Origin of the sequence: Acinetobacter sp. MYb191 (assembly GCF_037572605.1) — a bacterium.
GTDB classification, from domain to species: Bacteria; Pseudomonadota; Gammaproteobacteria; order Pseudomonadales; family Moraxellaceae; genus Acinetobacter; species Acinetobacter johnsonii.
This window is the reverse complement of the sequence record NZ_JBBGZP010000021.1, coordinates 37,384-61,444: the sequence shown is the minus strand read 5'-3', so window position 1 is coordinate 61,444 and position 24,061 is coordinate 37,384. Positions and strand designations below refer to the sequence as shown.

The following is a 24,061-nucleotide window of genomic DNA, read 5'->3' as shown; positions in this document are numbered from 1 at the left end:
GTTCACTGCGTGGTCCATTACACGGTGGAGCAAACGAAGCAGCGATGGAAATGATTGAAAACTGGACGTCCCCTGAAGAAGCTGAGCGAGAAATGCTGGGCAAACTGGAACGTAAAGAAAAGATCATGGGCTTTGGACATGCAATCTACAAAGACAATGATCCACGTAATGGCATCATCAAAATCTGGTCAGAGCGCTTAGCCAAAGATGTCGGTGACACGGTCCTGTACCCAGTTTCAGTCCGTTGTGAAGAAGTGATGTGGCGTGAGAAGAAATTATTCTGTAACGCAGACTTCTTCCATGCATCGGCATACCACTTCATGGATATTGCGACCAAATTATTCACACCAATCTTCGTGATGAGCCGTGTCACAGGTTGGGCGGCGCATGTGATGGAACAACGTGCGGACAACCGTATTATTCGCCCAAGTGCGGACTATACGGGGCCTGAGCTGCGTAAAGTAGTACCGATTGAAGAACGTTCAGCGGCTTAAAAAAATTTAAAAAAATTGATTTTTTAAAATAGCTACAATATAAATATATTGTAGCTATTTTTTATGTATCAAAAACAAACGAAAATAGTGATTAATTAATGAATTTATATAATTTGAGGGAAAAATGAGTAAAGATCATGAATATATTTTAGATGTAGTCGCTAAGTTTTTTAAAGAAAAAGAGATAAAGAAAAAATTTCAAATTATCCAAGATAGTAATATTACGGGGTGGGAGATTTGGTTACAAATTGAATTCGCATATTTCCTAAATGGATTTGATGATCAACCTGAATGGTATAGAGAATTTAGTTATGAATATGACCGAAGAAAAGAAAAAATTAAATTGAAATTAAAACCAGATTTTTTAATTAGAAAAAAAGGTTGGAAGCTTGATGAGTATATGGCTTTAGAATTTAAACAGGACGTGAAGCCAGTCAGTTGTTTAAAAAAAATGTTATTAGATTTAGACAAATATACAAAAGTCAGGAAGTCTAATAATAATTTACGAAGCATATGGACTTTAGGTATTTTCTATGCGGAAGATATAGATGCGGTACAAGATAAGTTTTCTAAAGTTTTAGTGGATCATGGTTATTATAAATTGGAAAATTTAGTGATTGAGCAAATTAATAAAACAAATTATTGGTTTGTTTTATTGTAGAAGGCTAATAAGAAGCCTTAATTATTTTCAATAAAATAATATTGCCCCAAAAACTTAAAATTTATTTCTTAGGTAGCAATAGAACAGGATCTTCAATGTTATAACCTGTTTCAAAAGGAATCCCTAGATATTGAACAGTCACCAACGCTTTTTGTTGATTAGGAACTTTATAACTTTGCGAAATGCGCAGCCCATTTTTATAGTCCACCGCCTTGTGTATGGGACTTTTCAAATTGTTGTATTTCACTTGATATTGATAGCTAAACTTCGGGATGGAGACTTTAGGGTCATACCAAGAAGGTTCTTTTGAAGTCTTTTTACTAATGACTTGAATTTTAACCTGCTTTGGTGGAACTGGCGTTAAAGCTTTGAGTCGTTTTTTTATTTTTGCAATGTCACGGTCAAACTTTTGACTGTCTTGATCATAGTCAATTTTTTGAGTTTTTGGATTTATATATAAAGATTTTACTTCAATCAGTTTGGACGGTGTTTTGCTGTTGAGTTGATAATAATACAATTGTGGCAAACGACCACGACCATCTAAATAATGCCGCATCACATAAATTTTCTGATCAGCTTGGTCAAGTCCTAAAACTTCAATATTTTGTGGTCCACCTACAGTTGCAAAACTGTGGCTTGAAAAAAATAAGGTGCTGAAAAGTAGAGGATGGATTATTTTCATCATCATGAGGCGCTTCACATTTTTATTGATTATGGTTCAGTTTAAAGGTTCTAAATGTAGAAAAATCAAATTTAGTGTAAAGATTTAAGCATTTTGAACACGTTCAATGACCATTTGAGCTACGTTTTTCGTAAGTTGATTAAGTCGCTCAAGCGCACTGCCCAGTAGTAAATAATGGTAAGTGCTTAAACTGTTTTGATAATGAATAGCAATATAAAAGGTGCCTTCAGGTTTCTCAGGTGTGGCACTTCCACCAGGTTTGAGCAGCCCTGTACACGAGACAATAATATCGGCGTGACGAAACAGTCGATGACCTTGAAGCGCCATTGCTTCAGTGACTTCAATTGACTCCGCTGTATATTGCTGAATAAGTGCAGGATCAATCTTTAAAATTTCACATTTGATACTGGGGTCATAACTCACCAGTCCACCGAGTAAAATGTCAGCTCCGCTATGTTTATAAATCGAAAATTGACTGGATAGATAACCTGAACTAGCACTTTCGATAAAGGCAATGGTCAATTTTTTCTGTTCTAGGAGGTTGCAGCATTGCTTGAGTACTTGCACGGCTTTCAACCTCCCGATGTTCATTATTTTGATTTGATTGGTAGATTAGTCATAAACACGGTACACACCGACAAAACGATTACATGCTTTACTTTCACTTTTTACAGAAAGAATGGCTTTTTGAAAGTTGAACTGGTAGTGGCAGTTGTTTTCATTATCGGTAATGTTTTGCTTTTGGTCTGGCGTGGTATAGGCCAAAAACGAAATGGTTTGGGTTTCTATGCGGTTATTGGGACTACGATATGCAACACCTTCAATCTTAATTTTATCTTTAGACAGCTGATGCACTTGTAGGTGCACAGGTTGTTTGGCAATGGCCCCATGTTCAAACTTTAAATAGTGTTGGGTCAAACTTTGATTCAACGATGTATAGAAGTTCAGATCATCAATTCGAAAATCCATCTGCTGCTGATAGCATGCCAAGGATTTACACTGCTGTAGGCGGTTTAACCATAGCTGATGGGTATCGACCAATAAACGCTGCGGCGCATCACTGATTAAAAAAGCAGTCATTGATTGCGTGTCTAATTTTTGTCGAATATCTTTGAATTGATCGCTACAGATCTTTTTAAGGCTAGATGAGGTCGGATCATCACAGTTAATGACTTGAGCATAACTAAAGCTGGTACAAAGACAACTTAGACACACTAAAATACTAAATTTTTTCATAAGTTTTATGTCGGTTTTCAACAGCATGATCGCTTATACTTTCACTATGTTGCGCTGCTTGTAACTATAGCGAAAGAGAAAGCGTGAATACAAGATTTCAATCATTTATTTCTTAAAGGAAACTGAGCATGGTTGCACATATTCGAATTGGACAGGGACTTGATGTACATGCTTTTGAAGAGGGTGAATTTGTCACACTGGCAGGTATTCAAATTCCGCATACACACGGCTTAAAAGCACATTCAGATGGTGATGTGGTTTTGCATGCTTTAACAGATGCATTATTGGGTTCGTTAGCTTTAGGGGATATTGGTCAGCATTTTCCCGATACCGATCCTCGCTTTAAAGGGGCAGACAGTCGAGTATTACTCAAACATGTCTATCAGCTTATTTTAGATCGTGGTTATCAGTTAAATAATGCTGACATTACTGTGGCATGTGAACGTCCGAAGTTGGCGCCGCATAATTTAGCGATGCGCCAAAGCATTGCAGACGTTCTTGATGTTGAAATCACGCAGATTAGCATTAAAGCAACGACCACGGAAAAACTGGGCTTTACGGGTCGTCAGGAAGGTATTTTATCTACAGCAACAGTGCTGATTTCTCATGCAAAATGATCAGGATTGATCATAGCCAGCTTTAATTCTTGTGTTGCTTTACGACCTTGAAGTTGTAAGGCAACAGCATGCGCCAAACCTGTCCATGTGTCATTCGGTTCCCAAATTTGATGCATGGCTTCATGTGCCGCTGGCATATCGATATTCATATAATATTGACGATATAAATACATCAAACTACTGACTCGATAATTTTCTGAACAATGGACCCAAATGGTTTGTTCTTGCACCAAATGATCAATCATATCTAAGACCAATAAGCACTGATCATCAGACGGTGTATCCCATGAAATGGGCACATGTATATAGTTCAAACCGAGCTCTAAACAGATTTGATCTTCATTCGCTAAATAGTTATTGCTATTACTGAGCGCAAGATTGATGACTGTGTTTACGCCATACTCTTTAATTTGCTGTAATTGCTCAACAGTCGGTTGTCCAGAAGTAAACAAATGCTCGTGGATAAATTGAAAGTTAAGTGTTTGGCTTAAGTGTGTTTCAATAGCGTTCATAATTATTTCTTAATCTTAGAATGAAAAACGCCATCCGAAGATGGCGTTTTAAAAACTTAACGGTTCGGTAAAACGTCTTTGAGTGCTTCGTGCATCTCTAGTAATACCTTTTCTGTGGTATCCCAGTCAATACAACCATCGGTTACTGACTTGCCATATTCAAGATCGCATAGGTTTTCAGGAATTTCCTGACGACCACCTTTAAGGTGACTTTCAACCATAATGCCGATAATAGATTTATTTCCATCAATAATTTGTTCGGTAATATTTTTCAGAACAAGCGGTTGAAGGAACGGGTCTTTGTTCGAGTTTGCATGACTGGTGTCAATCATGATTTTGGTGCTGACTTTTGCCTTAGCCAAGGCTGCTTCTGCTTCTGCTACAGAACCAGCATCGTAGTTTGGCTTGCCATTACCACCACGAAGTACCACGTGTGCATACGGGTTACCTGAAGTACGAATCACAGAGACTTGGCCTTGGTTGTTTAGACCCAAGAAGTGGTGACCATGTTTGACCGACTGCATGGCATTGGTTGCAACAGTTAAGCCACCATCTGTACCATTTTTGAAACCTACGGGTGAAGAAAGACCAGAAGACATTTCACGGTGTGTTTGGCTTTCAGTGGTACGTGCACCAATCGCTGACCAAGAGATTAAGTCTTGGTAGTACTGTGGTGAGTTTGGATCAAGGGCTTCGGTCGCGCACGGTAAGCCTTTTTCATTTAACTCAACCAAAAGTTTACGACCAATGCGTAAACCTTTTTCAATGTTGAATGAGTCATTCATGTCAGGGTCATTGATCAAACCTTTCCAACCCACTGTGGTACGTGGTTTTTCGAAATAAACACGCATTACGACATAGATTGAGTCTTTAATTTTATCGCTTAAAACTTTTAAACGGTCTGCGTATTCGTGAGCAGCGACAGGGTCATGAATTGAACATGGGCCAATTACCACAAAAATGCGTTTGTCTTTACCATCTAAAATATTGCTAATTGTTTCACGACCGTGAAGTACAGTTTGATATGCAGACTCAGTGAGAGGCAATTCAGTTTTTAATTCCGCTGGGGTAACTAGCGGATGAATGCTTTGTAAATTCACGTCATCGATGTCGTTTTGGGTAATAGAGTTTGACTGTAGAGTATTCATTGCCGTCACTGGTTCGATCGTATTAAGTTGCTTTATAAGCTGAATATAACACGGTTTAGCTGATAAAAGGTTATAAAAAAGTCGAATGAATCTTTGAAAAAAAAGTGATGAATCTTAGGTTTATTTTAAATCAGAATGCCTACACTGAGGCATTCTTAACTGTTGAAATTTGAACAACTTGAGCAGTTTCGGCTGGCTTCACAGGTTTGGCTTTGATCGGATTCAACATGAAGTTCACACCCAGCGCAAACAGGGTAATACCCAACACTTTACGGATGATTTTTTCAGGAAGGCGTGAACTAATCAGTGTTCCAATAATAATTGCTGGAATAGATCCCACCAATAACCACATAAGGAGGTGGAAGTCGACATTGCCTGAAGTCATATGACCCATACCTGCAACGAACGTAAGTAACACCGCATGCACAACATCAGAACCAATAATACGAATCATCGGTAGGTTTGGGAACATAATCACCAAAGCCATGATTCCGAAAGCACCTGCACCAACTGATGACAGTGTCACGAAGACCCCAAGAACCACACCCATCATCACAATGTACTTACGTTTATTGCTGGTTTGAAGCTGAACTTTTTCTAAGTCTTCGGTCATGTCTGGGAGTTCATCTTTACGTAATTTGTTGAAAAATTTTTCAATTTGATTACGGAAGACAATTGATAAACCTGTAATGGTCAACATGAAGCCTAAAACCATAGTGAGCACGGCTTTATAGTGGGTAGATTGGCTCAAATAGTTGTCGAGTACCCAGTGCGTTGCAAAGGAAGCTGGAATACTGCCAATTGCAAGCCAAAGCACAATCGGCCACACAATATTTAGTTTTTTTGCATGTACAAATGAACCACAGAATTTTGAAATTGCGGCATAGAGCAAGTCTGTACCAATGGCAATGTGAGGTTCAATTCTGAAAAGGCTGATGAGGATCGGCGTCATTAATGAACCACCACCCACGCCAGTAATTCCCACACAAAAACCGACTAAAACACCTGCGAGAATAAATTCGAGTGGACCAAACATTGTTATATGCCAAAATATCAAAAAACGTGCATATCTTATGACGTTTTCATATAAGTCGTTGTCTTGATTGTTGATTTACTTATTCTAAAAAGAGATATAGGAGTTATTGTTTGAGCTGTATCCGTGCTTTTATTTTTAAGCCTACAATTGTCAGCAACCAACATAGATTAAGACTTATGAGTGTTCGTAAAATATAAAGAGGGGCTAGCTGATGCTTTTTCCATTGCTCAAAATCCGCTGCGGTCGAGCTATCTGTCATATCTAAGTGCTGCTGACGTGGATCAGCTAATGTGATTTGTTGAATAAACACCTCCTTTTTTGCATTTTTTAGGTTCCAAAAAATACGCTCCAAATAGTAAACCTCGACCTACTTTGCTGTAAATTGGTGACGATGTGATGACTGGTCACATAGTGTTTGAACAGGTTCTCCCATCAATGCGCAGTTTGCGATCCATAAATGATGCTGTTGTTTAAATTTCAACGCGCTGATTCGTCCTTTACCGACTTTAACGGTGATTTGATCAAAGGTTTTACTCTGAATCTGAGAGGGGATCCAGCTACTGGGGAAACAAATAAATACAAGCAAATTGAAAATGAGGGAAATAAAAAGTGTCCAGCCAAAATGATGCTTCGACCAACTGCAGAGCTGTTGAAAGGGGGTGATGATTTCTTGTTGTAACCAATCTAAAGCTGAGCGCAATGTTTGTCCCGTGAAAAGAGGTTTAAAAGTGCTTATTATTGAGCGTGTTATAACTAAAAAATCACGATGCTTCAACTTAAATGATTTTGATTAGGCTCTAAAATTCTGTTGCAATGGTTCTGGTTCATATATTTACATACACCTTTATGTTTGGCTCATGAACCAAATATAAAGGCATGTGAGTTGAAGTGTAAGTGATTATTTAGATTTAGTTTTTTTTGGTTTTAAGTCGTTGATGCTCAGAATCAGTATAAAAAGTATCGGAGTAGCAAATACAAATAAACAGACACTTCCCACACCGCGACCCGTGAATTGAATCAATAAAGTTAAAGCCGCGGCCAGTACACCAAAAGCCAAATATCGGCAGATTTGATAATGTTCTGCACACTTAGCCCAACGTGACTTTTGAGTTTTAGGGCGCTGCTTATCGCTCACCAGAAATAACACATAGCACCCGAAAGTGATGAGAAGTCCTGCAATCAGGTAGATCATGAATTGGACTCCTGAACCGCAGTGTTGGCATATTTTTTCTGAATTTTTTGTACAGCTTTTTGTTGAATGGGCTGGATTTTTTGATGTAAAAAAATAGCCAATATCGCAAGGATGATGATCATAAGATCAACTCGCAAGAATAACCAATATTCATGTAAGTCATGCACATATTGGTGGCTGATTAAATAGTAAAAATTGAAAATAGGCAAAGATACAGCCAGTAAAATGAAGACCTTCAGTTGAGTTTTCCAAAGGTGTTGCTGCGGCGTGAGTAATACAATGACTAAACTGAGTAACCAAGTGCCGAAAAATGCATAGATTTCGTAGTTAGGTTGACCAGCTTCTAACTGAAGTAAACGGTTTGTGCAAAGATAGCTGAGCATGGCGATCGGCAAGCCAATGATGGCAGCCGTATTTAGGCGGTTAACCACATAATGTCCAAAGTGGAAACTTTGTTTTTTATTTTGTAGCTGACGTTTTAAGCTCCAGAGTAAAAGCCCAGACGCAATCATGGCACAGCCTAAAAGCCCTGAGAAGAATAATGCAAAGCGTAATAACGGCTGCGCAAAGTGTGCCACGTGTAAACCATAAACTCCATTATTGAGCGTGGCGATTGCACTATTATTCCGAGTGTCACCGAGCAGGGCACCAGATTCGCCGTTAAAGCTGAGTTGGGCTTGGTTTCGCGTGATGCTTCGGTCAGCTGACTCAACCAAGTTCATCTGAGCGATATTGGTATTGGGGTGTTTGACCGTAATATTGCCAATTTCTGTTTTACCCCAACGCTGCTCAGATTGTTGTATGAAGTACTCAATCGGTCGCATCGTAGCAGGTGTCGGTTTAGCCTCAGAGCTGATGCTAATATTTCTAATTTCATCAAAATATTGGAACGGTTGCTCTGGGTAAAGTTTCTTCATGCCATTGGGAAGAATGAGATAAAAGAAAATGGCTAAACCAGTGAATGTAATGGTCAGGAAAAAGGGCAAAGCAATGACAGAGGTGACATTGTGAAAGTCTAGATACGAGCGTTGCCCTTTGAAGGCTCTTAGGGTAAAGAATTCGGTGAATATCTTTTTGTGTGTGATGATGCCTGAAATGAGGATGATCAACATTAAGAAGGCTGCAATAGTGACTAAAAGCCTACCGATGAAATAGGGCACACCATACAGCTGATAGTGAAAGCCATAGAAAAATTCACCTCCTTGGGTTGCAGACAAGGTGACTTCTTTACCTGTGTTCGCATCCAAAGTCTTATTTTCGTAGCCACCATCGGCCTTTTGCCAGTAGATTTTATTAACAGGTGAACTAGGACTAGCTACGCCGATATACCAACTTTGCGCATCTGCAGCATTTTTTTGTAAATATTGATATGCCGACTTCATCGCAGTGTCTTGTTTGACTTGTATGGTGGCAAATTGCGGTTGCATCCACAAATTTATTTCATGACGATAATAGGTCGCAGCACCTGTTAAAAAAATGGCAAATAATAACCATCCCAGTGTTAGTCCAAGCCAAGAGTGTAGCCATGCCATTGATTGGCGAACAGATTTTTGCATGGTTTAACCTACGAACTTCAGCAATAGAAAAAAGCAAAGGGAAAGAGAAATAGTTGAAGCGCTTAACTTTTTCAGGGATTGAACACAAAAGCTCAAAATGACAAAAATGATAAAGAAAATAAGAGATAGAAAAGCCGCTAAATAAATGGATTCTGCTTTAGCTAAGTGAGGGTAAAAACTAAGGGTTAGTAGTTCTGATAACATGGATGTACATAAATAGCCTAAGCCAAATGCGATCAAAAACCGATACAAGACGGGTAGGAGATATTGAAATTTATGCATGACGAACCATTTAACCCACAAAAAAGCGCCTCAGTTTCTGTGCTGTTAAATAACAGAAAACAAGGCGCTATTGAATCAATATTTGAATTTTACAGCAACACTATAGTTGGCAGGTGCACCATAAAAACCTTGTGCATCTGGGAAATTAAATAAATATTTTTCATCAGTGATGTTATTGCCATTGGCTTGTAAGGTGATATTTTTATTCACTTCATAGCTTGCCATCACATTGACTAAAGCATAAGCATCTTGCTGAATAATGCCTGATTTTTGAGTCACAACGCCGCTAGCATTAGTCGTTTCAGGAACATCTAAATAAGTTTTATCTTGCCACTGGATGCCTAAACCTAATTTTAATTTAGGGATTTGTGGGATTTGATAAGTTGTCAATAAATTAAAAGATTGGGTAGGGTTAAATGTACGAGCGTCACCACCATTAATTAAATCTTTCAAACTTAATTGGGTATAACCAAAACTGAGATTTAAATGATCTGTGAGCTGTCCTGCAAGACCAAATTCATAACCTTGTGAACGTAAGTCACTGACTTGAGTTTTACGTGTTGTTGGTAAGCCATCTGAATTACGTAAAGGATAGTTACTTTCTTCAGTACGGAAAATAGCCATTGTTGCAGTCAATTTATCATCTAGCCACGAACTTTTTACACCAACCTCATAGCTTTCACCTTCGATCGGTTTATTAATACCACCATCTACAGCTTTAGTCGTTTGTGGGCGGAAAATTGAGCTATAACTCATGTAACCTGTATATTCAGGAGTGAAATTATAAGTGATGCCTGCATAAGGCAAAACTTTATCTTCATCATAAATAGTGTCTGCGCCATAACTTGTGCCTTTGCTTTCAGCTTGCACATAGTTTGCCCCCAAAAGAAGCCTTAAATCATCGTTTAAATGCAGACGTGTCGCCGCATAATAGCTTTGATTTTTTTGCTTCATATGCATTTCACCACTGGTTTGAGAAAAATCCCAAGTCGGTTCAGCAGGTGTCCAGCTGGTTAGGTCTGTAGTGAGGTGATTAGCATAACTACCACTATAGCCTAATTCATTACTGTCGTTTTCAGACCATGAATATCCGACAGTGGCTTCATGCCGTTGTCCAAATAATGGATAAGTCCCTGAAATATTAAGATTTGCTTGGCGAGCTTTATTATCATCCTCATATATACCAGGCCATAGGTATACGCCTGAAGTTCCATCGGCACTTGGGTTACCCGATAAAAACAGAAGTTTTGAATTCCGTGTTGTATGCTTTTCATCATAAGACAGTTTTGCAACCCAATCACCACCAAGTTTTTGCTGTAACTCGGCAAAATAATTTTTGATATTGGTATCCCAATAGGTCCAATTAGGGCTGTAATTATAGTCTCTTGAATAATCTAACTGCTCACCTTCAGTATTAATCAGTGGGTTTGCGCCCCAGTTATTACCATTCGATTTATTGTTGGTTTCGGTATAACCCGCAGTGAATAAAGTTGAGTCAGTGAGATCTGCTTCAATGATTGCACCAAATCCATTTTTCTCAAGTTCATAGTTATCTAAATAACTATCACCCGTTTGCTCATAACCAAATACACGGCCACGAATTTTACCATCTTGGGTTAGCGCAGATGACACATCAGCCTCATAACGTTGCGTATTCCAAGAGCCATAACTGGCATTAAATGAAAACTGTAAGTCTTGAGTCGGGCGTTTACGGATCATGTTAATGGTTGCACTAGGGTCACCTACGCCATTATTTAAAGCATCTGCACCTTTTACCACTTCAATTCTATCAAATAAAAAACTGTCTGGGTTGTCGTTATTATAATTATAACTTTCTAGAGGAAAGCCAACACCGTCTACAAGCACATTTGAAATTTCAAAACCACGTGCAAGATAAGTTGTACGATCCGTTTCCTGATTACTAACAATGACGCCAGGAACATTACGCAAAACCTCACGTGTACTATTTAGTGCGAAGTCATCAATTTGTTGACGTGTCACAACATTGACTGTTTGAGGTGTTTCTTTGAGTGGGATATTTAGTTTAGTTGCACTAATGGACTGTTGAACAATATAGGACTTAGACTGTTCAGAGCTTTGTGTTGCTTGATCATCACTTGCTTGTACGGTAATGGTTGCTAAGTTTTGCGTGTCTTGCGCAAAACTATACTGAGCGCTAAGAATAGCTAAACTAATGATAGAGAGCTTAAAGCTGCGAGAGGAGATGTTGAGCATTAATAAATACTAATGAGAATAATTATTAATAAGTTTATTGTTTGTTTGTGTGCTTTACAAGTTATTTACAATTGAAAAAATAAATCAAAAATTATCTTTGATTGAGGCGATATGAAGTGGTTAAGGGTTTATGAAGGCCATTGATGTAAGTTGACTGCACTTTATCATTGTTGCTTTAACATACCCACGCCAATCTAAAAGACGCTATGTTATGATGCATGGGTTGAAAAATAAGGAATAATGCTTTGCAAAATCGGAAACTTAAAATTGGAATCGTAGTGGGTGAAGTATCAGGTGATACTTTAGGTGCTAAACTTATTCGCAGTTTTCGTGAGCAAGGAATTGATGCAGAATTTGAGGGTATTGGTGGCCCGCAAATGATTGCAGAGGGTTTCAAGAGCTTTTATCCGATGGATATTTTGTCTGTCATGGGGCTAGTTGAGGTTCTTAAAGACATTAAAAAGCTTTTTGCTGTGCGTGATGGACTGGTAGAGAAGTGGACAGCCCATCCTGTCGATGTGTTTATTGGGATTGATGCGCCAGACTTTAATATGCGCCTTTCAAAAAGTTTAAAGCAAAAACAACTGCCAATAAAAACCGTGCAGTATGTTAGTCCTTCCGTTTGGGCATGGCGTCAGGGACGGGTTCATGGCATCAAAGCTTCTATTGATTTGGTACTGTGTTTATTTCCGTTTGAAAAAGCATTTTATAAAAAATGGGATGTTCCTGCTGCTTTTGTAGGACACCCCTTGGCGAGCCAATTGCCTTTGGAAAACCCAATTTTACAAGCCAAAGAAGAACTGGGTTTAGATCTGACCCAAAGGCATATTGCCTTATTGCCGGGAAGTCGACGTGGTGAAATTGAAAAGCTCGGTCCACTGGTTTTAGATGCTGCAAAATTGCTCTACGCCAAATATCCAAACTATCGCTTTGTGATACCAGCAATCAATGATGCACGTAAGCAACAAATCGAAGCTTTGCTTGCCCAGTATCCAAAAGCACTGGTCGATCAAATTGACTTGCTTGAAAACTCAGGCACCGAGTCGAAGATTGGGCGTCAAGTTATGAATGCCGCTAATATTGTAGCTTTGGCTTCAGGTACAGCAACTTTAGAAGCTATGCTGTTACACCGACCAATGGTGACCTTCTATAAGTTGAACTGGCTCACCTATCATGTGGTGAAATTCTTGATCAAGATTCAATATTATTCATTGCCGAATATTATTGCAGGCAAGAAAGTGATACAAGAATTAATCCAAAAAGATGCAACGCCTGAGAAATTGGCGGCTGAAATTGAAAAATTAATGAATATAGAAACCGCGCAGATTCAGGCTATGCAGCACATTACCATGCATAAACAGTTACTTGCAGGCAATAGTGAAAACCCTGTTGAGGCGATTTTAAATATTTTAGATTAATTCTCTTTAAGACATCGTGATGGTGCAGTGAGAAACAACCCAAACGTATTTGGGTTGTTTCTTTTTATTTTAAGGTTTTAGTCCAACAGCCTTGGCACGTGCAGCGTGTAACTTTTTATAACTGTCGATTAAACGTAAGTGACGGTCTAAGCCTTCAAGTTTCATACTGGTTTCGGTTAAACCATAGAAACGAATACGACCTTCAACTGTGCCTATTACTGCATCCATACGTTCATCACCGAACATACGGCGGAAGTTGGCTTCATATTCTTCCAGTTCCATGTCGTCATCCAACATCACTTCGAGCACGACATTCATGCACTGGTAGAACAGACCACGTTCAACGGTATTGGTGTTGTATTGTAAGAATGCTTCAACCAAATCTTTCGCTTCCTCGAACTGCTCTAATGCAAGATAGATGAGTAGTTTGAGTTCAAGCAGAGTCAATTGACCCCATTCGGTATTGTCATCAAACTCAATCCCGATCAAAGTCTTGATTTCAGTATAGTCGTCTAGTTCACATTCTTCTAAACGTTCAACCAGAGCTTCAAGCTGTTCGTCGCCTAAACGGTGTAAGTTGAGGATGTCTTCACGGTAAAGCAGCGCTTTGTTGGTGTTATCCCAAACCAAGTCTTCAACCAAGTAAATTTCTGAGTAACCCGGTACCAAGATACGGCACGCCGTTGCGCCTAAATGTTGGTAAATGGCCATATAGACTTCTTTGCCCATATTTTCCAAAATACCGAACAGTGCATCAGCTTCATCGGCATTTGAGTTTTGGCCTTGATTGGTAAAGTCCCACTCGACAAAGTCATAGTCCGATTTGGCACTAAAGAAACGCCATGACACCACACCACTTGAGTCAATGAAGTGCTCAACAAAGTTATTGGGTTCAGTGACCGCATTTGAGCTAAATGTTGGGCGAGGTAAGTCGTTCAGACCTTCAAAACTACGACCTTGCAGTAGCTCAGTTAAGCTACGCTCTAGCGCAACTTCAAAGCTTGGGTGTGCACCGAAAGAGGCGAATACACCGCCTGTGCGTGGGTTCATTAACGTCACACACATTACAGGGTATTGACCGCCTAGAGAGGCATCTTTCACCAGTACAGGGAAACCTTGCTCTTCTAAACCTTGAATACCTGCTAAAATGCTAGGATATTTCGCTAAAACCTCTTGAGGTACATCTGGCAGGGTCAGTTCACCTTCCAAAATTTCACGTTTTACCGCACGCTCAAAAATTTCAGACAAACATTGTACTTGTGCTTCAGCTAAGGTGTTTCCTGCACTCATCCCGTTACTAAGGTACAAGTTTTCAATCAAGTTTGATGGGAAGTAAACCACTTCAGCATCAGACTGGCGAACAAAAGGTAAAGCGCAAATACCGCGCTCAGTTTTCCCTGAGTTGGTGTCGTATAAATGCGTACCTAACAGTTCTTCTTCAGGGTCATAAATTTCAAGGGTGTACTCATCCAGTACACCTTCAGGCATTTCACCATTTGGACCTGGCATGAACCATTTTTCATCTGGATAATGCACAAACTCGGCATTGGCAATGTCTTCACCCCAGAACTGGTCGTTATAGAAGAAGTTACAGTTCAGACGTTCAATGAACTCACCCAGCGCAGAAGCTAATGCACTTTCCTTACTGGACCCTTTACCGTTGGTAAAACACATGGGCGATTGAGCATCACGAATATGTAAAGACCACACATTTGGCACAATATTACGCCAAGAAGCGATTTCAATTTTCATGCCTAGACCAGCCAAAATACCTGACATATTGGCAATGGTTTCTTCTAAAGGCAGGTCTTTACCCGCAATGATTGTGCTAGTTTCAGAAGCAAGGCTTGGAATAAGCAGGGCTTGTGCATCGGCGTCAATGCTTTCGACTTCTTCAATAATAAACTCAGGACCTGTTTGAATTACTTTCTTAACCGTACAACGGTCGATAGAGCGCAAAATACCTTGGCGATCTTTTTCTGAAATGTCCGCTGGGAGCTCAACTTGAATTTTGAAGATTTGTTTATAGCGGTTTTCAGGGTCAACAATGTTGTTTTGAGACAAGCGAATGTTGTCGGTTGGGATGTCACGTGCCAAACAATACACTTTGACAAAATAAGCCGCGCAAAGCGCAGAAGATGCTAAAAAGTAGTCAAATGGACCGGGTGCAGAGCCATCACCTTTGTAGCGAATCGGTTGATCGGCAATGACTGTAAAATCATCGAACTTCGCTTCTTGGCGAAGATTATCGAGATAATTAACCTTGATTTCCATGCTGGCACCTAAATTTTCTTATATGTCAGCCTGGACATACAAGAGATAAAATATTGAAAAATAAGCCGAATCACGGATGAAAATTGGACTTAAAAAAAGTGTGGCTAGAGCGAAAAAGAACAAACAAGCAGTGGTTTGAAGCCATCTCTAGCAAGGATGCGGGATATTATAGTGTGATTTTCACAAGATGCTAATCTTTGTCTGCAAGTTCAGGGTATTTATCTCGGTGCACAAAGACATAAGCAAAGTGAAGACTGCTATTAAACCATTACAGACTAGCACTTTAAGTTGGGTTTGAATTATTTCTATATTGGCTTGGGCTCATTTGATACTGTCGTTTAAAGCTTTGGCTAAAAGCCGTTTCAGAGTTGTATCCGACCCGATGTGCAATTTGTTGAATGCTACCTTGTCCATTACGCAGGTATTGGGCGGCTAAACGCAGACGGTGTTGCTGCAAATAAGCCAAAGGGCTGGTGCCTAAAATTTGGCTAAACAATGTGGCAAATTTAGAACGTGACATACAACACTGTTCTGCAAGGGACTCAACTGTCCAAGGCTGTGCAGGTTCCGCATGAATTTTAGCAAGAGCATTGGATAGTTCAGGATGAGATAAAGCACTCAGCCAATTGTTCGAGTCTTGCAGCGCGTCAATATAATCACGTACGCATTCAATTAATAAAATACTGACCAAATGATCAAAAATTTTGTCGCGACCCGGGCGTATGCGTTGGACTTCTAGAGCGAGAAACTGCAATCCAATTTGCAACCATTCAGGAACCGTGCTGAGGTCTTGGTGTTGCAGGTGAATAAACGCGGGTAAGGCTTGTACCAACGGACGCGCCATAATGGGGTCCATATGTGCATGTAAGGCCAAGATTACGGTTTTTTGTTGTGTCGCATCACTTCCAAAAGTGACTTCTTTGTGTTGGTTTTGAGCAAATAAGTCAGAAATATCGAATACTTCTAATAGTTGGTCTTTGCTTGACGACCGACATTCATGACTTGGCCCTGAAGGAAGTAAGATCAAGTCTCCCACTTCAGCAACAATAATTTGTTTAGCATCTAAACAAATGGTGAATTGTCCTTGAAGTACTGCATAGGCCATCATGGTGGATTGTTCGGTATAGCGAAAAGCCCACTCACCATGCGGTTTAAGGTAGAGGTATTCAGATTGGTTGAGGTGTATATCTTCAAAAATTTTACTTAAAGCATCCATACTTTACGGTTTCTAGTCTTTATTTCTTAGGCTTAATATTTGATTTAGGGTCAATTTAAGTCATTTTAGGCCAAGGACGATTACGCTGTTTTCTTGGACGTTAGCAACTGTTCTTTATGTCCCATTTCTAGAAATATAAAGGCATAACAAGAAAATTGGAAGAATGGTAATGAATGCATCAGTGAAAATGACGAATGCTAGCGTGGTCGTCAAAAATGCAGCAGGGATCGATAAAAAGCGTTTTGGCTGGCTATTGAGTCCTGGGCTTCCTGTAATTGGCATGGGCATTTTAGCGGGCTATCATTTTGGCCCGAAACCCACCAAGAAAATATTCGCTTTGGGTGGGCCGCTGTTACTGCATGTGATTATTCCAGCGGTAGATGGTCTGGTCGGTGCGGATGAAAACAACCCTTCGGATGATGAAATTAAGGTCTTGGTAAATGACCCGTACTATGATCGTATTGTGAAATTGTTCATTCCGCTACAAATGGCAGCCAATTTGTTTGCAGGTTATGTGGTGACTCGCCAAAATGTATCGATGCTCGACCAAATATTATTGGGTGTCTCCATGGGGGCAATTAATGGAGTAGCGGTAAATACAGCACATGAGCTGTGCCACCGTCCTAAAAAATCAGATCATTATTGGTCACATATGACTTTAGCGCCGTTGGTCTACAACCATTTCCGCATTGAGCACCCTTATGGGCATCATAAACGTGCTGCGACGCCAGAAGATCCTGCTTCATCGAAAATGGGCGAGACTTTTTATGAGTTTTGGCCGCGTACCGTTTTTGGTGGATTGAAGTCAGCAGTTGAAATTGAACATAAACGCCTAAAACGAAAGGGTCTGTCTTTCTTCTCCAAAGAAAATGAACTGTTTCATGGATGGGCGATGAGTACTGGTTTTCATGCAACCATGTTGAAATTGTTTGGTAAAAAAGTGACGCCATATCTGGTTACACAAGCATTTTATGGCGTGAGTCTGTTTGAAATTATTAATTATATTGAACACTATGGTTTAAAGCGTAGCCAAAAAGAAGATGGCAGCTATGCGCGAACCATGCCAGAACACAGCTGGAATAATAACAACATTGTGACCAATTTATTCTTATACCAGTTACAACGCCATTCAGATCATCATGCCTATCCAACTCGCCCATTTCAGGCATTAAGACATTTTGATGAAGCCCCTGAGCTACCGAGTGGTTATGCCACCATGTTGATTCCAGCGTTAATTCCAAAGCTATGGTTTAAAATGATGGATCAACGTGTGTTCGATCACTACGAAGGTGATTTGAGCAAAGCCAATATCTTGCCAAAGCGCCGTGCTCTAATCTTTAAGAAATTTGGATTAAGTGCGGACTAAACTGCGATGTTTCAGCGATAACAAGCTGAATACATAGTTGACATCGAACTACAGTCATTGATTCGTTGAGTGCCTGTAAGTTCGATGATCATGATAGGCGTACCGCTAAACTTTCTTTTTGAATAGGCATATAATGCTGGGTATGTAGTGAATATATTGAACAGAAATGACACCTGCAACCAAACTTTTAAAAGCCAATAAAATCGATTTTTCTATTCATGAATATGAACATGATGCCAATGCAAAAAGCTTTGGGCTTGAAGCCGCGGAAAAATTAAATCTACGTGTCGAAGAGGTGTTTAAAACACTTTTAGTGACCGATGAAAAAAACTATTTTGTTGCGATTCTTCCTGTACACTATCAGTTAAATTTGAAAAAAGTTGCACAGGCAGTGGGGGCAAAAAAACTAAAAATGTCCGACCCTAAAGATGCAGAACGACTGACAGGTTATTTGGTCGGTGGGATTAGTCCTGTTGGACAGAAAAAAAGGTTAAAAACCGTGATTGACCAAAGCGCAGTACAGTTGGAAAAATTATATGTCAGTGGGGGGAAGCGCGGCTTAGATATCGGTTTAAAACCGCAGGATTTAGCAAAAGTACTTTCAGCCACTTTTGCTGATGTACTCGATGAATAAAGAGCAGTGACGTCTTCGCTGCTTTATCTATATTAATTTAGTCTTGAGTTCTTTTGAGTATTAATTTGAGCACAAATGAAAGCTCATTCAGGTGACTGAATGGGCTTTTCCTTATGAAATATAGGGAAATTTTATAGTTCGAATCAATTATAAATTCATAAACTATCATTTAAAGCTATGGTGTAATTTTATATAGGCTTTATTAGAAAAACTGATTAAATTTTTAAAAGTATTAAAAAACAATAATATATGTTGGTGTTGTGCGTATATTTTCAAAAGTAAACAAAATTGCAAAGATAAATGATAATAATTACCATTAACATGCTTTTGCAGCGTTGGCCAACGTGAACACCTTTAAGAAACATAATTACATGAAATGAGCTTGGAATAAGCTTTAAAAAGAGGAAATGGTCAGATGAAAGAGCTAGCCAATCGCTTGGCGATGCAGCATCTTGTCAATGCATACTCACAAGAAACAGGCAAAGCGAGCTTGTTTGAGAAGTATCAACAAAATTCAACTCAACTCGCGTTTAGCCAAGGTTTGACGCTGTTATCTTTGCCGCTTAGTTTAATCCAAGCACAACTTTTTGTTCCGTTAAGCTATGTCAGTCGTGTTGGGCGACATCGTATTGCGGCTTTACCGCAAATTTTTCAAAAAGGCCAAAAGCTTAACTTTAGCGCAGCAGCCATGGTCTGTCTGTTACTAGAAGAGTTAGTGCAACAATCCGAAGGCCTTGTCGATGCTGCATCCTTGGTTGAGCGTTGGATTCAAAGTCGTGATGCATTACAACAGTTTTTAAATATTCGGGCAGAGGATTTTGATGCGCTCGTACAGGTTGAACAAGGTTTTATAGAGTCTGAACAGGCTTTGATTTTAGGTCATAGCATGCATCCTGCACCGAAAAGCCGAACAGGTTTTGTCCATGAAGAATGGCAAAAATATTCCCCCGAAGCTTGTGGTCAGACCCAGCTACATTATTGGCTGGTGGCACCTGAATATATTGCAGAAGGAACAGCGCTTGAGCAGGCTTTTTCAATACAACTTAAACAAGAAATCAAATGGCATTTGTCTGAATCGGAACTTGAAACCTTAGCTGCACATGCACATTACAAACTGCTACCACTGCATCCATGGCAAGCCCGCTATTTACAAAGTAAAGCATGGTTTAAAAGTTTAAAGGCTAAACTGAAAATCATCGATTTGGGCGAAAAAGCATGGATATTTTCACCAACCACTTCTGTACGTACTTTGGCGAGTTTTAACGCGCCGTGGATGCTGAAACCTTCGCTTTCAGTGATGATTACCAACTCTATTCGCGTCAATTTAGCAAAAGAATGTCACCGCGGTGAAATGACGCATCGGCTTTGGCACAGTGAATTGGGTCGAGATATTTTAAAACAATGTCCAAGCCTAAAAGCGGTCAATGATCCTGCATGGATTGCTCTTCAGTTGGATGGTGAAATCATCGATGAAACGATTTGTATTGTACGTGATCAGCCGTTTACTCCCGAACAGCAAGTCACGTGTATTGCTTCATTGTGTCAGGATCATCCCGTAGAAGAACGTAATCGTTTTAATGCATTATTTGATCAGATTGCTTTTCAACAAAAGTTGGAGGATAAGGCGAAAATCGCACATGATTGGTTTAAGGCTTTCTTAAACATCAGTCTGACCCCGCTAATGTATGTTTACCATCGTTATGGTATGGCCTTTGAGTCGCATCAGCAAAATGTCTTGGTTGAGTTCAAAGATGGCTGGCCACAGTGGCTATGGCTACGGGACAATCAAGGTTTTTATTATATCGAAGAATTCGCAGGTGAAATTTTACAACAATTTCCAGAACTGCATGATAAAGCCCATGCGGTAGGTTCAAAGGCTTTTGTCGATGAACGTTTTAGTTATTATTTCTTTGGCAATACCTTGTTTGGCATCATCAATGCCATCGGTGCAACTGGGTTTGTAAGTGAGCAAGATTTACTGTCTATTTTACAGCAACACCTTTTTGACTTGTTGAAACAGTATCCAGACAGTAGTTTGATTCAAAGTCTGTTGTATCAACCAACGCTGCCTTATAAAGGTAATTTACTGACTCGTTTATATGAGCTGGATGAATTGATTGCACCCGTTGAAAATCAGTCTGTTTATGTTCAGTTAGCCAATCCGCTATATATCAAACAAGAGGATGCCCTCTATGCTTGATTTTATTGCGATTGGTCTTGGGCCATTTAACTTAAGCCTAGCCAGTTTGTTGCATGAAAAGACTGAATTGCACTATCTATTTTTTGAAAAAAAAGCGCAGTTCGACTGGCATGCAGGTATGCAACTTCCCAATACGGTCTTGCAAGTTCCATTCATGGCGGATTTGGTGTCGATGGTCGATCCGACCAGTCCGTTGAGTTTTTTGAATTACCTAAAATCACAGCAGCGGTTATATAAGTTTTACTTCCTTGAGCAGCCCCATATTCCGCGCCGTGAATATAATCACTATTGCCAATGGGTGGCAGATCAACTGGGGCATATACAGTACCAGTCAACGGTGAAGGCAATTTATGCCAAAAGCGAAGGTTTTGAGGTGGTGGTTGAGCAAGGCGGGCGTTTTATTCGTTACTTGTGTCGAAACTTGGTGATTGGTTCGGGCAACCAGCCTTATCTACCTGAATGTCTGCGTAAGTTACAACAACAAGTCCCTGAAAAGTGCATTCATTCAGCAGAGTACTTAATCCATAAAAAAGGCAAGCTCAAAGGCAATGTTGTGGTCTTAGGCTCAGGACAGTCTTCTGCTGAAGTCTTTTTAGATTTGTTCGATCAGCAGTATCAACATGACTGTGTATCAACGGCTGACTTCAAGTTGCATTGGCTGACGCGTTCCAATGGCTTTTTCCCGATGGAATATGCACCTTTGGGCTTGGAACATTTTAGTCCGAACTATACCCGACATTTTTATAGACTTTCAGAAACACAAAAAGCAGCGCAGTTGAAAGATCAAAGCTTGCTGTACAAAGGTATTAGTGCCAAAACCATACGTGAGATTTACCAAAAACTTTACCACCGTAGTATTGCCTCTGCTACACAAGCAACACATTTGCATGCACAAATCCAGTTGCTTGATGCTGAGTTAGTGGAAAGTCAGCAGATTCGCTTGAGCCTTGAACATACTGTAACCGAGCAACGTTTTTATATAGATGCTGATTTTGTGGTGGCATCTACAGGTTATTACAGCCCTGAGTTTTCATTTTTAAAATATTTAAAGCCCTTGATTGCAACAGATCAAGCGGGGCGTTGGAAAGTGAGCCAAGACTATCGCTTGCAGCATACAGCAATGGGTGAAATTTATGTGCAAAACCAAGAAATGCACAGTCATGGCGTAGGTACACCTGATTTAGGTTTAGGCGCTTTTCGGGCTGCGACCATTGCCAATCAACTACTGGGTTATCAACTGTATGAGCTGGACAGCAACGAACAGACGTTTCAGCATTTCAGCGCTGAGCAGAACCCTGAAATGTATGTGCAGCATGACACATCTATTACACGAACAGCAGCTTTAGCACCATCGATTCCTAAATCAAAAAATATTGAGCAGCGCAAAATACAAACAGGGTCACATCTCTCTATGCAGCCTTATACATTCGAGAAAATCATATGAGCTTTGCACAACTTCAAGTGAATCAGAAACAGTGGCGTTTGGCAGGACAGCGCTTAATTGAAATGGCGATTGCTGAATTTTTATATGAAGAAATTATTCAAGTGACCGATTTAAAGGACAATCGTTACCAGCTGACGTTGGATGATCAAACCTATACTTTTAAAGCACAAAACTATTTATTGGGACATTGGCAGATTGAGGAGGGTTCAGTACGTGAGTTGAGCGTGGTTGAAGACCTGCCTGCATGGAACTTACATACTTTTATTCGCGCATTTTCAAATCAAACCGAAGTTAAGCCTTTTACCAAGGCATATCTCATCAAAGAAATGAACAATACATGGTTAGCCGAGGCGCATTTATTTGATGAACGTCGTTTAAGCAGTGAAGCAGCATTGACGGCATCGCATCATGAAATTGAAGGCATGCTCCGTGGTCATCCGTGGTTGATTATGAGCAAGGGTCGTATGGGTTTTGGTTATGACGACTACTTAAGTGCCGCTCCTGAACTTTCACCAACGGTCAAAGTACTGTGGCTCGCGGTGCATCGTGATTTGGCAGAGTTCCGTTCTACCGAGGAGTGGCAAGCAGGGAGACTTTATCAACATGAGTTAAGTGCAGAAGAACTCGCAAATTTTGAACAAAAATTACATGAGAGAGGCTGCTCTTGTCGTGATTATTTCCTCATTCCAGTACATGCATGGCAGTGGCATCAATGGTTAGTGCCAACCTATGCCAATGAAATCGTGGATCAGCGCATTATTGAACTAGGCGTTGGGCAAGATGACTATGTACCTATGCAGTCGATTCGCACGCTTTGCAATATCAGTCAGCCTGAGCGTCATTATGTCAAATTACCTGTCAGTATCTTCAATACTGCGGTGTATCGTGGGTTGCCGTCTAAACGAAACTTAGCAGCTCCAGCCGTCACAGCTTGGTTAAAGCAGATCCAGTCTCAAGATTCAGACTTGAAACAGTCAGGCGTTGCATTCTTAGGTGAAGTGGCAACTTTGACTATTCATCAGCCATGTTTTGATCAGATTGAAGGTGCGCCGTATCAGTTTAAAGAACTGTTTGGATGTTTGTGGCGTGAAAGTGTAGACCCAATGATTGGAACAGGCGAACAGGCACTTTCTCAAGCGGCTTTATTACATCGAGACATCAACGGACAGTCAATATTAGCTGTGTTGATTCAGGCGTCGGGTTTGAGTCCATTACAGTGGTTAAAACGCTTTGCCGAAGTATCTGTTACTCCACTCTTAATCTGCTTGTACAAATATGGCTTGGCTTTTTCTCCACATGGGGAAAATACCATGCTCATTCATGCCAATGGCGTACCGCAGAAAATGGTGCTGAAAGACTTTATTGATGATGTCAATTTGGTTGATGAAGACTTTCCAGAATTGGCCAGTTTACCTATCGAAGGACAAATTTTACTGCGTCATCCTGCGCATGAACTCAGTCATTTTATTTTCACTGGGCTGTTTATGGTGCATTACCGTTATATCTGTAATGTATTCCTACAAGACTACCCTGAGCATAGCGAAGTTGAATTTTGGCAAACCATTTCATCTGTCATTGATGCTTTTCATCAGGCGCATCCAGAGTTGGCAGAACGCATCGAAAAATTTGCCATGTTTAGAGCCGAATTTGAAAAAATTTGTTTAAACCGAGTGCGTCTATTTACCACCAGTTACAACGACGAAGCAGAACGTCCTGTCCCAGTATTTTTAGATCCAATTGCCAATCCTGTCAGCCCTGAAACCTTAAAACGCTGGTCAGAGCAGGTATCTAAATCAACTGGCGATACAACCACAAAGCGTATTGCATCATAAAAAACCAAAGAATTTAGCAGGCTACC

General features: G+C 40.1%; 22 protein-coding genes. 10 read left to right on the top strand and 12 right to left on the bottom strand.

What is annotated here, in order from left to right:
- Nucleotides 1–494 (top strand): citrate/2-methylcitrate synthase (locus WH214_RS13925; protein WP_339993613.1); only part of this gene is annotated, 494 nt, incomplete at its 5' end.
- 124 nt (nucleotides 495–618) lie between these two features.
- The gene (locus WH214_RS13920; RefSeq protein ID WP_339422850.1) at nucleotides 619–1,155 is read left to right on the top strand and encodes a hypothetical protein; all 537 of its coding nucleotides are present in this window, start codon (nucleotides 619–621) and stop codon (nucleotides 1,153–1,155) included.
- Between the two features lie 61 nt (nucleotides 1,156–1,216).
- On the opposite strand, the gene WH214_RS13915 is transcribed toward WH214_RS13920, so the two are convergent.
- The 3 genes from WH214_RS13915 to WH214_RS13905 form a co-directional block, all read right to left on the bottom strand.
- Nucleotides 1,217–1,843 (bottom strand): aminotransferase, encoded by a 627-nt coding sequence (locus tag WH214_RS13915; RefSeq protein WP_339422849.1) that lies wholly within the window; start codon nucleotides 1,841–1,843, stop codon nucleotides 1,217–1,219.
- Between the two features lie 78 nt (nucleotides 1,844–1,921).
- Nucleotides 1,922–2,404: a CinA family protein gene (locus WH214_RS13910; RefSeq protein ID WP_339422848.1), complete on the bottom strand. Its 483-nt coding sequence runs from the start codon at nucleotides 2,402–2,404 to the stop codon at nucleotides 1,922–1,924.
- A gap of 45 nt (nucleotides 2,405–2,449) precedes the next feature.
- Nucleotides 2,450–3,100 carry an A1S_1983 family putative colistin resistance protein gene (locus tag WH214_RS13905; protein ID WP_029575009.1) on the bottom strand — a complete coding sequence of 217 codons (651 nt, stop codon included), beginning with the start codon at nucleotides 3,098–3,100 and terminating at the stop codon, nucleotides 2,450–2,452.
- Between the two features lie 101 nt (nucleotides 3,101–3,201).
- Between WH214_RS13905 and ispF the strand changes: the two genes are divergently transcribed.
- The gene (ispF, locus tag WH214_RS13900) at nucleotides 3,202–3,690 is read left to right on the top strand and encodes a 2-C-methyl-D-erythritol 2,4-cyclodiphosphate synthase (RefSeq protein ID WP_339422847.1); all 489 of its coding nucleotides are present in this window, start codon (nucleotides 3,202–3,204) and stop codon (nucleotides 3,688–3,690) included.
- On the opposite strand, the gene WH214_RS13895 is transcribed toward ispF, so the two are convergent.
- From WH214_RS13895 to WH214_RS13880, 4 genes are all read right to left on the bottom strand, one after another.
- Complete coding sequence (locus WH214_RS13895) at nucleotides 3,678–4,202, bottom strand: protein tyrosine phosphatase family protein (RefSeq protein ID WP_339422846.1); 525 nt, start codon at nucleotides 4,200–4,202, stop codon at nucleotides 3,678–3,680. The two genes, ispF and WH214_RS13895, sit on opposite strands and share 13 nt — an antisense overlap.
- 56 nt (nucleotides 4,203–4,258) lie before the next feature.
- The gene (locus tag WH214_RS13890) at nucleotides 4,259–5,350 is read right to left on the bottom strand and encodes a 3-deoxy-7-phosphoheptulonate synthase (protein WP_339993609.1); all 1,092 of its coding nucleotides are present in this window, start codon (nucleotides 5,348–5,350) and stop codon (nucleotides 4,259–4,261) included.
- Between the two features lie 139 nt (nucleotides 5,351–5,489).
- Nucleotides 5,490–6,386, bottom strand: coding sequence for a sulfite exporter TauE/SafE family protein (locus WH214_RS13885; protein WP_062034869.1), 897 nt, complete (start codon nucleotides 6,384–6,386; stop codon nucleotides 5,490–5,492).
- Nucleotides 6,387–6,489: 103 nt separating this feature from the next.
- Nucleotides 6,490–6,738, bottom strand: a complete 249-nt coding sequence (locus WH214_RS13880; RefSeq protein WP_339422845.1) for a hypothetical protein — start codon at nucleotides 6,736–6,738, stop codon at nucleotides 6,490–6,492.
- A gap of 105 nt (nucleotides 6,739–6,843) precedes the next feature.
- Here WH214_RS13880 and WH214_RS13875 point away from each other — a divergent pair, with 105 nt between their 5' ends.
- Complete coding sequence (locus WH214_RS13875) at nucleotides 6,844–7,065, top strand: hypothetical protein (protein WP_339422844.1); 222 nt, start codon at nucleotides 6,844–6,846, stop codon at nucleotides 7,063–7,065.
- 219 nt (nucleotides 7,066–7,284) lie between these two features.
- On the opposite strand, the gene WH214_RS13870 is transcribed toward WH214_RS13875, so the two are convergent.
- The 3 genes from WH214_RS13870 to WH214_RS13860 form a co-directional block, all read right to left on the bottom strand.
- Nucleotides 7,285–7,578 (bottom strand): hypothetical protein, encoded by a 294-nt coding sequence (locus WH214_RS13870; protein ID WP_339422843.1) that lies wholly within the window; start codon nucleotides 7,576–7,578, stop codon nucleotides 7,285–7,287.
- Entirely contained in the window at nucleotides 7,575–9,134 is a 1,560-nt protein-coding gene (locus WH214_RS13865) for a PepSY-associated TM helix domain-containing protein (RefSeq protein ID WP_339422842.1), read from the bottom strand. Before WH214_RS13865 ends, WH214_RS13870 begins: the two co-directional genes overlap by 4 nt.
- 357 nt (nucleotides 9,135–9,491) lie before the next feature.
- Complete coding sequence (locus tag WH214_RS13860) at nucleotides 9,492–11,651, bottom strand: TonB-dependent siderophore receptor (protein ID WP_339422841.1); 2,160 nt, start codon at nucleotides 11,649–11,651, stop codon at nucleotides 9,492–9,494.
- Between the two features lie 245 nt (nucleotides 11,652–11,896).
- Between WH214_RS13860 and lpxB the strand changes: the two genes are divergently transcribed.
- Nucleotides 11,897–13,069 (top strand): lipid-A-disaccharide synthase, encoded by a 1,173-nt coding sequence (gene lpxB, locus WH214_RS13855; protein ID WP_339993606.1) that lies wholly within the window; start codon nucleotides 11,897–11,899, stop codon nucleotides 13,067–13,069.
- Between the two features lie 69 nt (nucleotides 13,070–13,138).
- On the opposite strand, the gene WH214_RS13850 is transcribed toward lpxB, so the two are convergent.
- Both WH214_RS13850 and WH214_RS13845 read right to left on the bottom strand, forming a co-directional pair.
- Nucleotides 13,139–15,343, bottom strand: a complete 2,205-nt coding sequence (locus WH214_RS13850) for an OsmC domain/YcaO domain-containing protein (RefSeq protein WP_339422839.1) — start codon at nucleotides 15,341–15,343, stop codon at nucleotides 13,139–13,141.
- A gap of 283 nt (nucleotides 15,344–15,626) precedes the next feature.
- Nucleotides 15,627–16,559 (bottom strand): AraC family transcriptional regulator, encoded by a 933-nt coding sequence (locus WH214_RS13845; protein WP_339993604.1) that lies wholly within the window; start codon nucleotides 16,557–16,559, stop codon nucleotides 15,627–15,629.
- Between the two features lie 169 nt (nucleotides 16,560–16,728).
- On the opposite strand from WH214_RS13845, the gene WH214_RS13840 reads away from it, so the two are divergent.
- The 5 genes from WH214_RS13840 (at nucleotide 16,729) to WH214_RS13820 (ending at nucleotide 24,035) form a co-directional block, all read left to right on the top strand.
- A complete protein-coding gene (locus WH214_RS13840; RefSeq protein ID WP_339422837.1) occupies nucleotides 16,729–17,925 on the top strand; it encodes an alkane 1-monooxygenase in 1,197 nt (398 codons plus the stop codon).
- 166 nt (nucleotides 17,926–18,091) lie between these two features.
- Nucleotides 18,092–18,559 (top strand): Cys-tRNA(Pro) deacylase, encoded by a 468-nt coding sequence (ybaK, locus tag WH214_RS13835; protein ID WP_339422836.1) that lies wholly within the window; start codon nucleotides 18,092–18,094, stop codon nucleotides 18,557–18,559.
- A gap of 415 nt (nucleotides 18,560–18,974) precedes the next feature.
- Nucleotides 18,975–20,759 (top strand): IucA/IucC family protein, encoded by a 1,785-nt coding sequence (locus WH214_RS13830; RefSeq protein WP_339422835.1) that lies wholly within the window; start codon nucleotides 18,975–18,977, stop codon nucleotides 20,757–20,759.
- Entirely contained in the window at nucleotides 20,752–22,203 is a 1,452-nt protein-coding gene (locus WH214_RS13825) for a lysine N(6)-hydroxylase/L-ornithine N(5)-oxygenase family protein (protein ID WP_339422834.1), read from the top strand. The genes WH214_RS13830 and WH214_RS13825 overlap by 8 nt, the downstream gene beginning before the upstream one ends.
- Complete coding sequence (locus WH214_RS13820; RefSeq protein ID WP_339422833.1) at nucleotides 22,200–24,035, top strand: IucA/IucC family protein; 1,836 nt, start codon at nucleotides 22,200–22,202, stop codon at nucleotides 24,033–24,035. Before WH214_RS13825 ends, WH214_RS13820 begins: the two co-directional genes overlap by 4 nt.
- Nucleotides 24,036–24,061 lie beyond the last annotated feature (26 nt).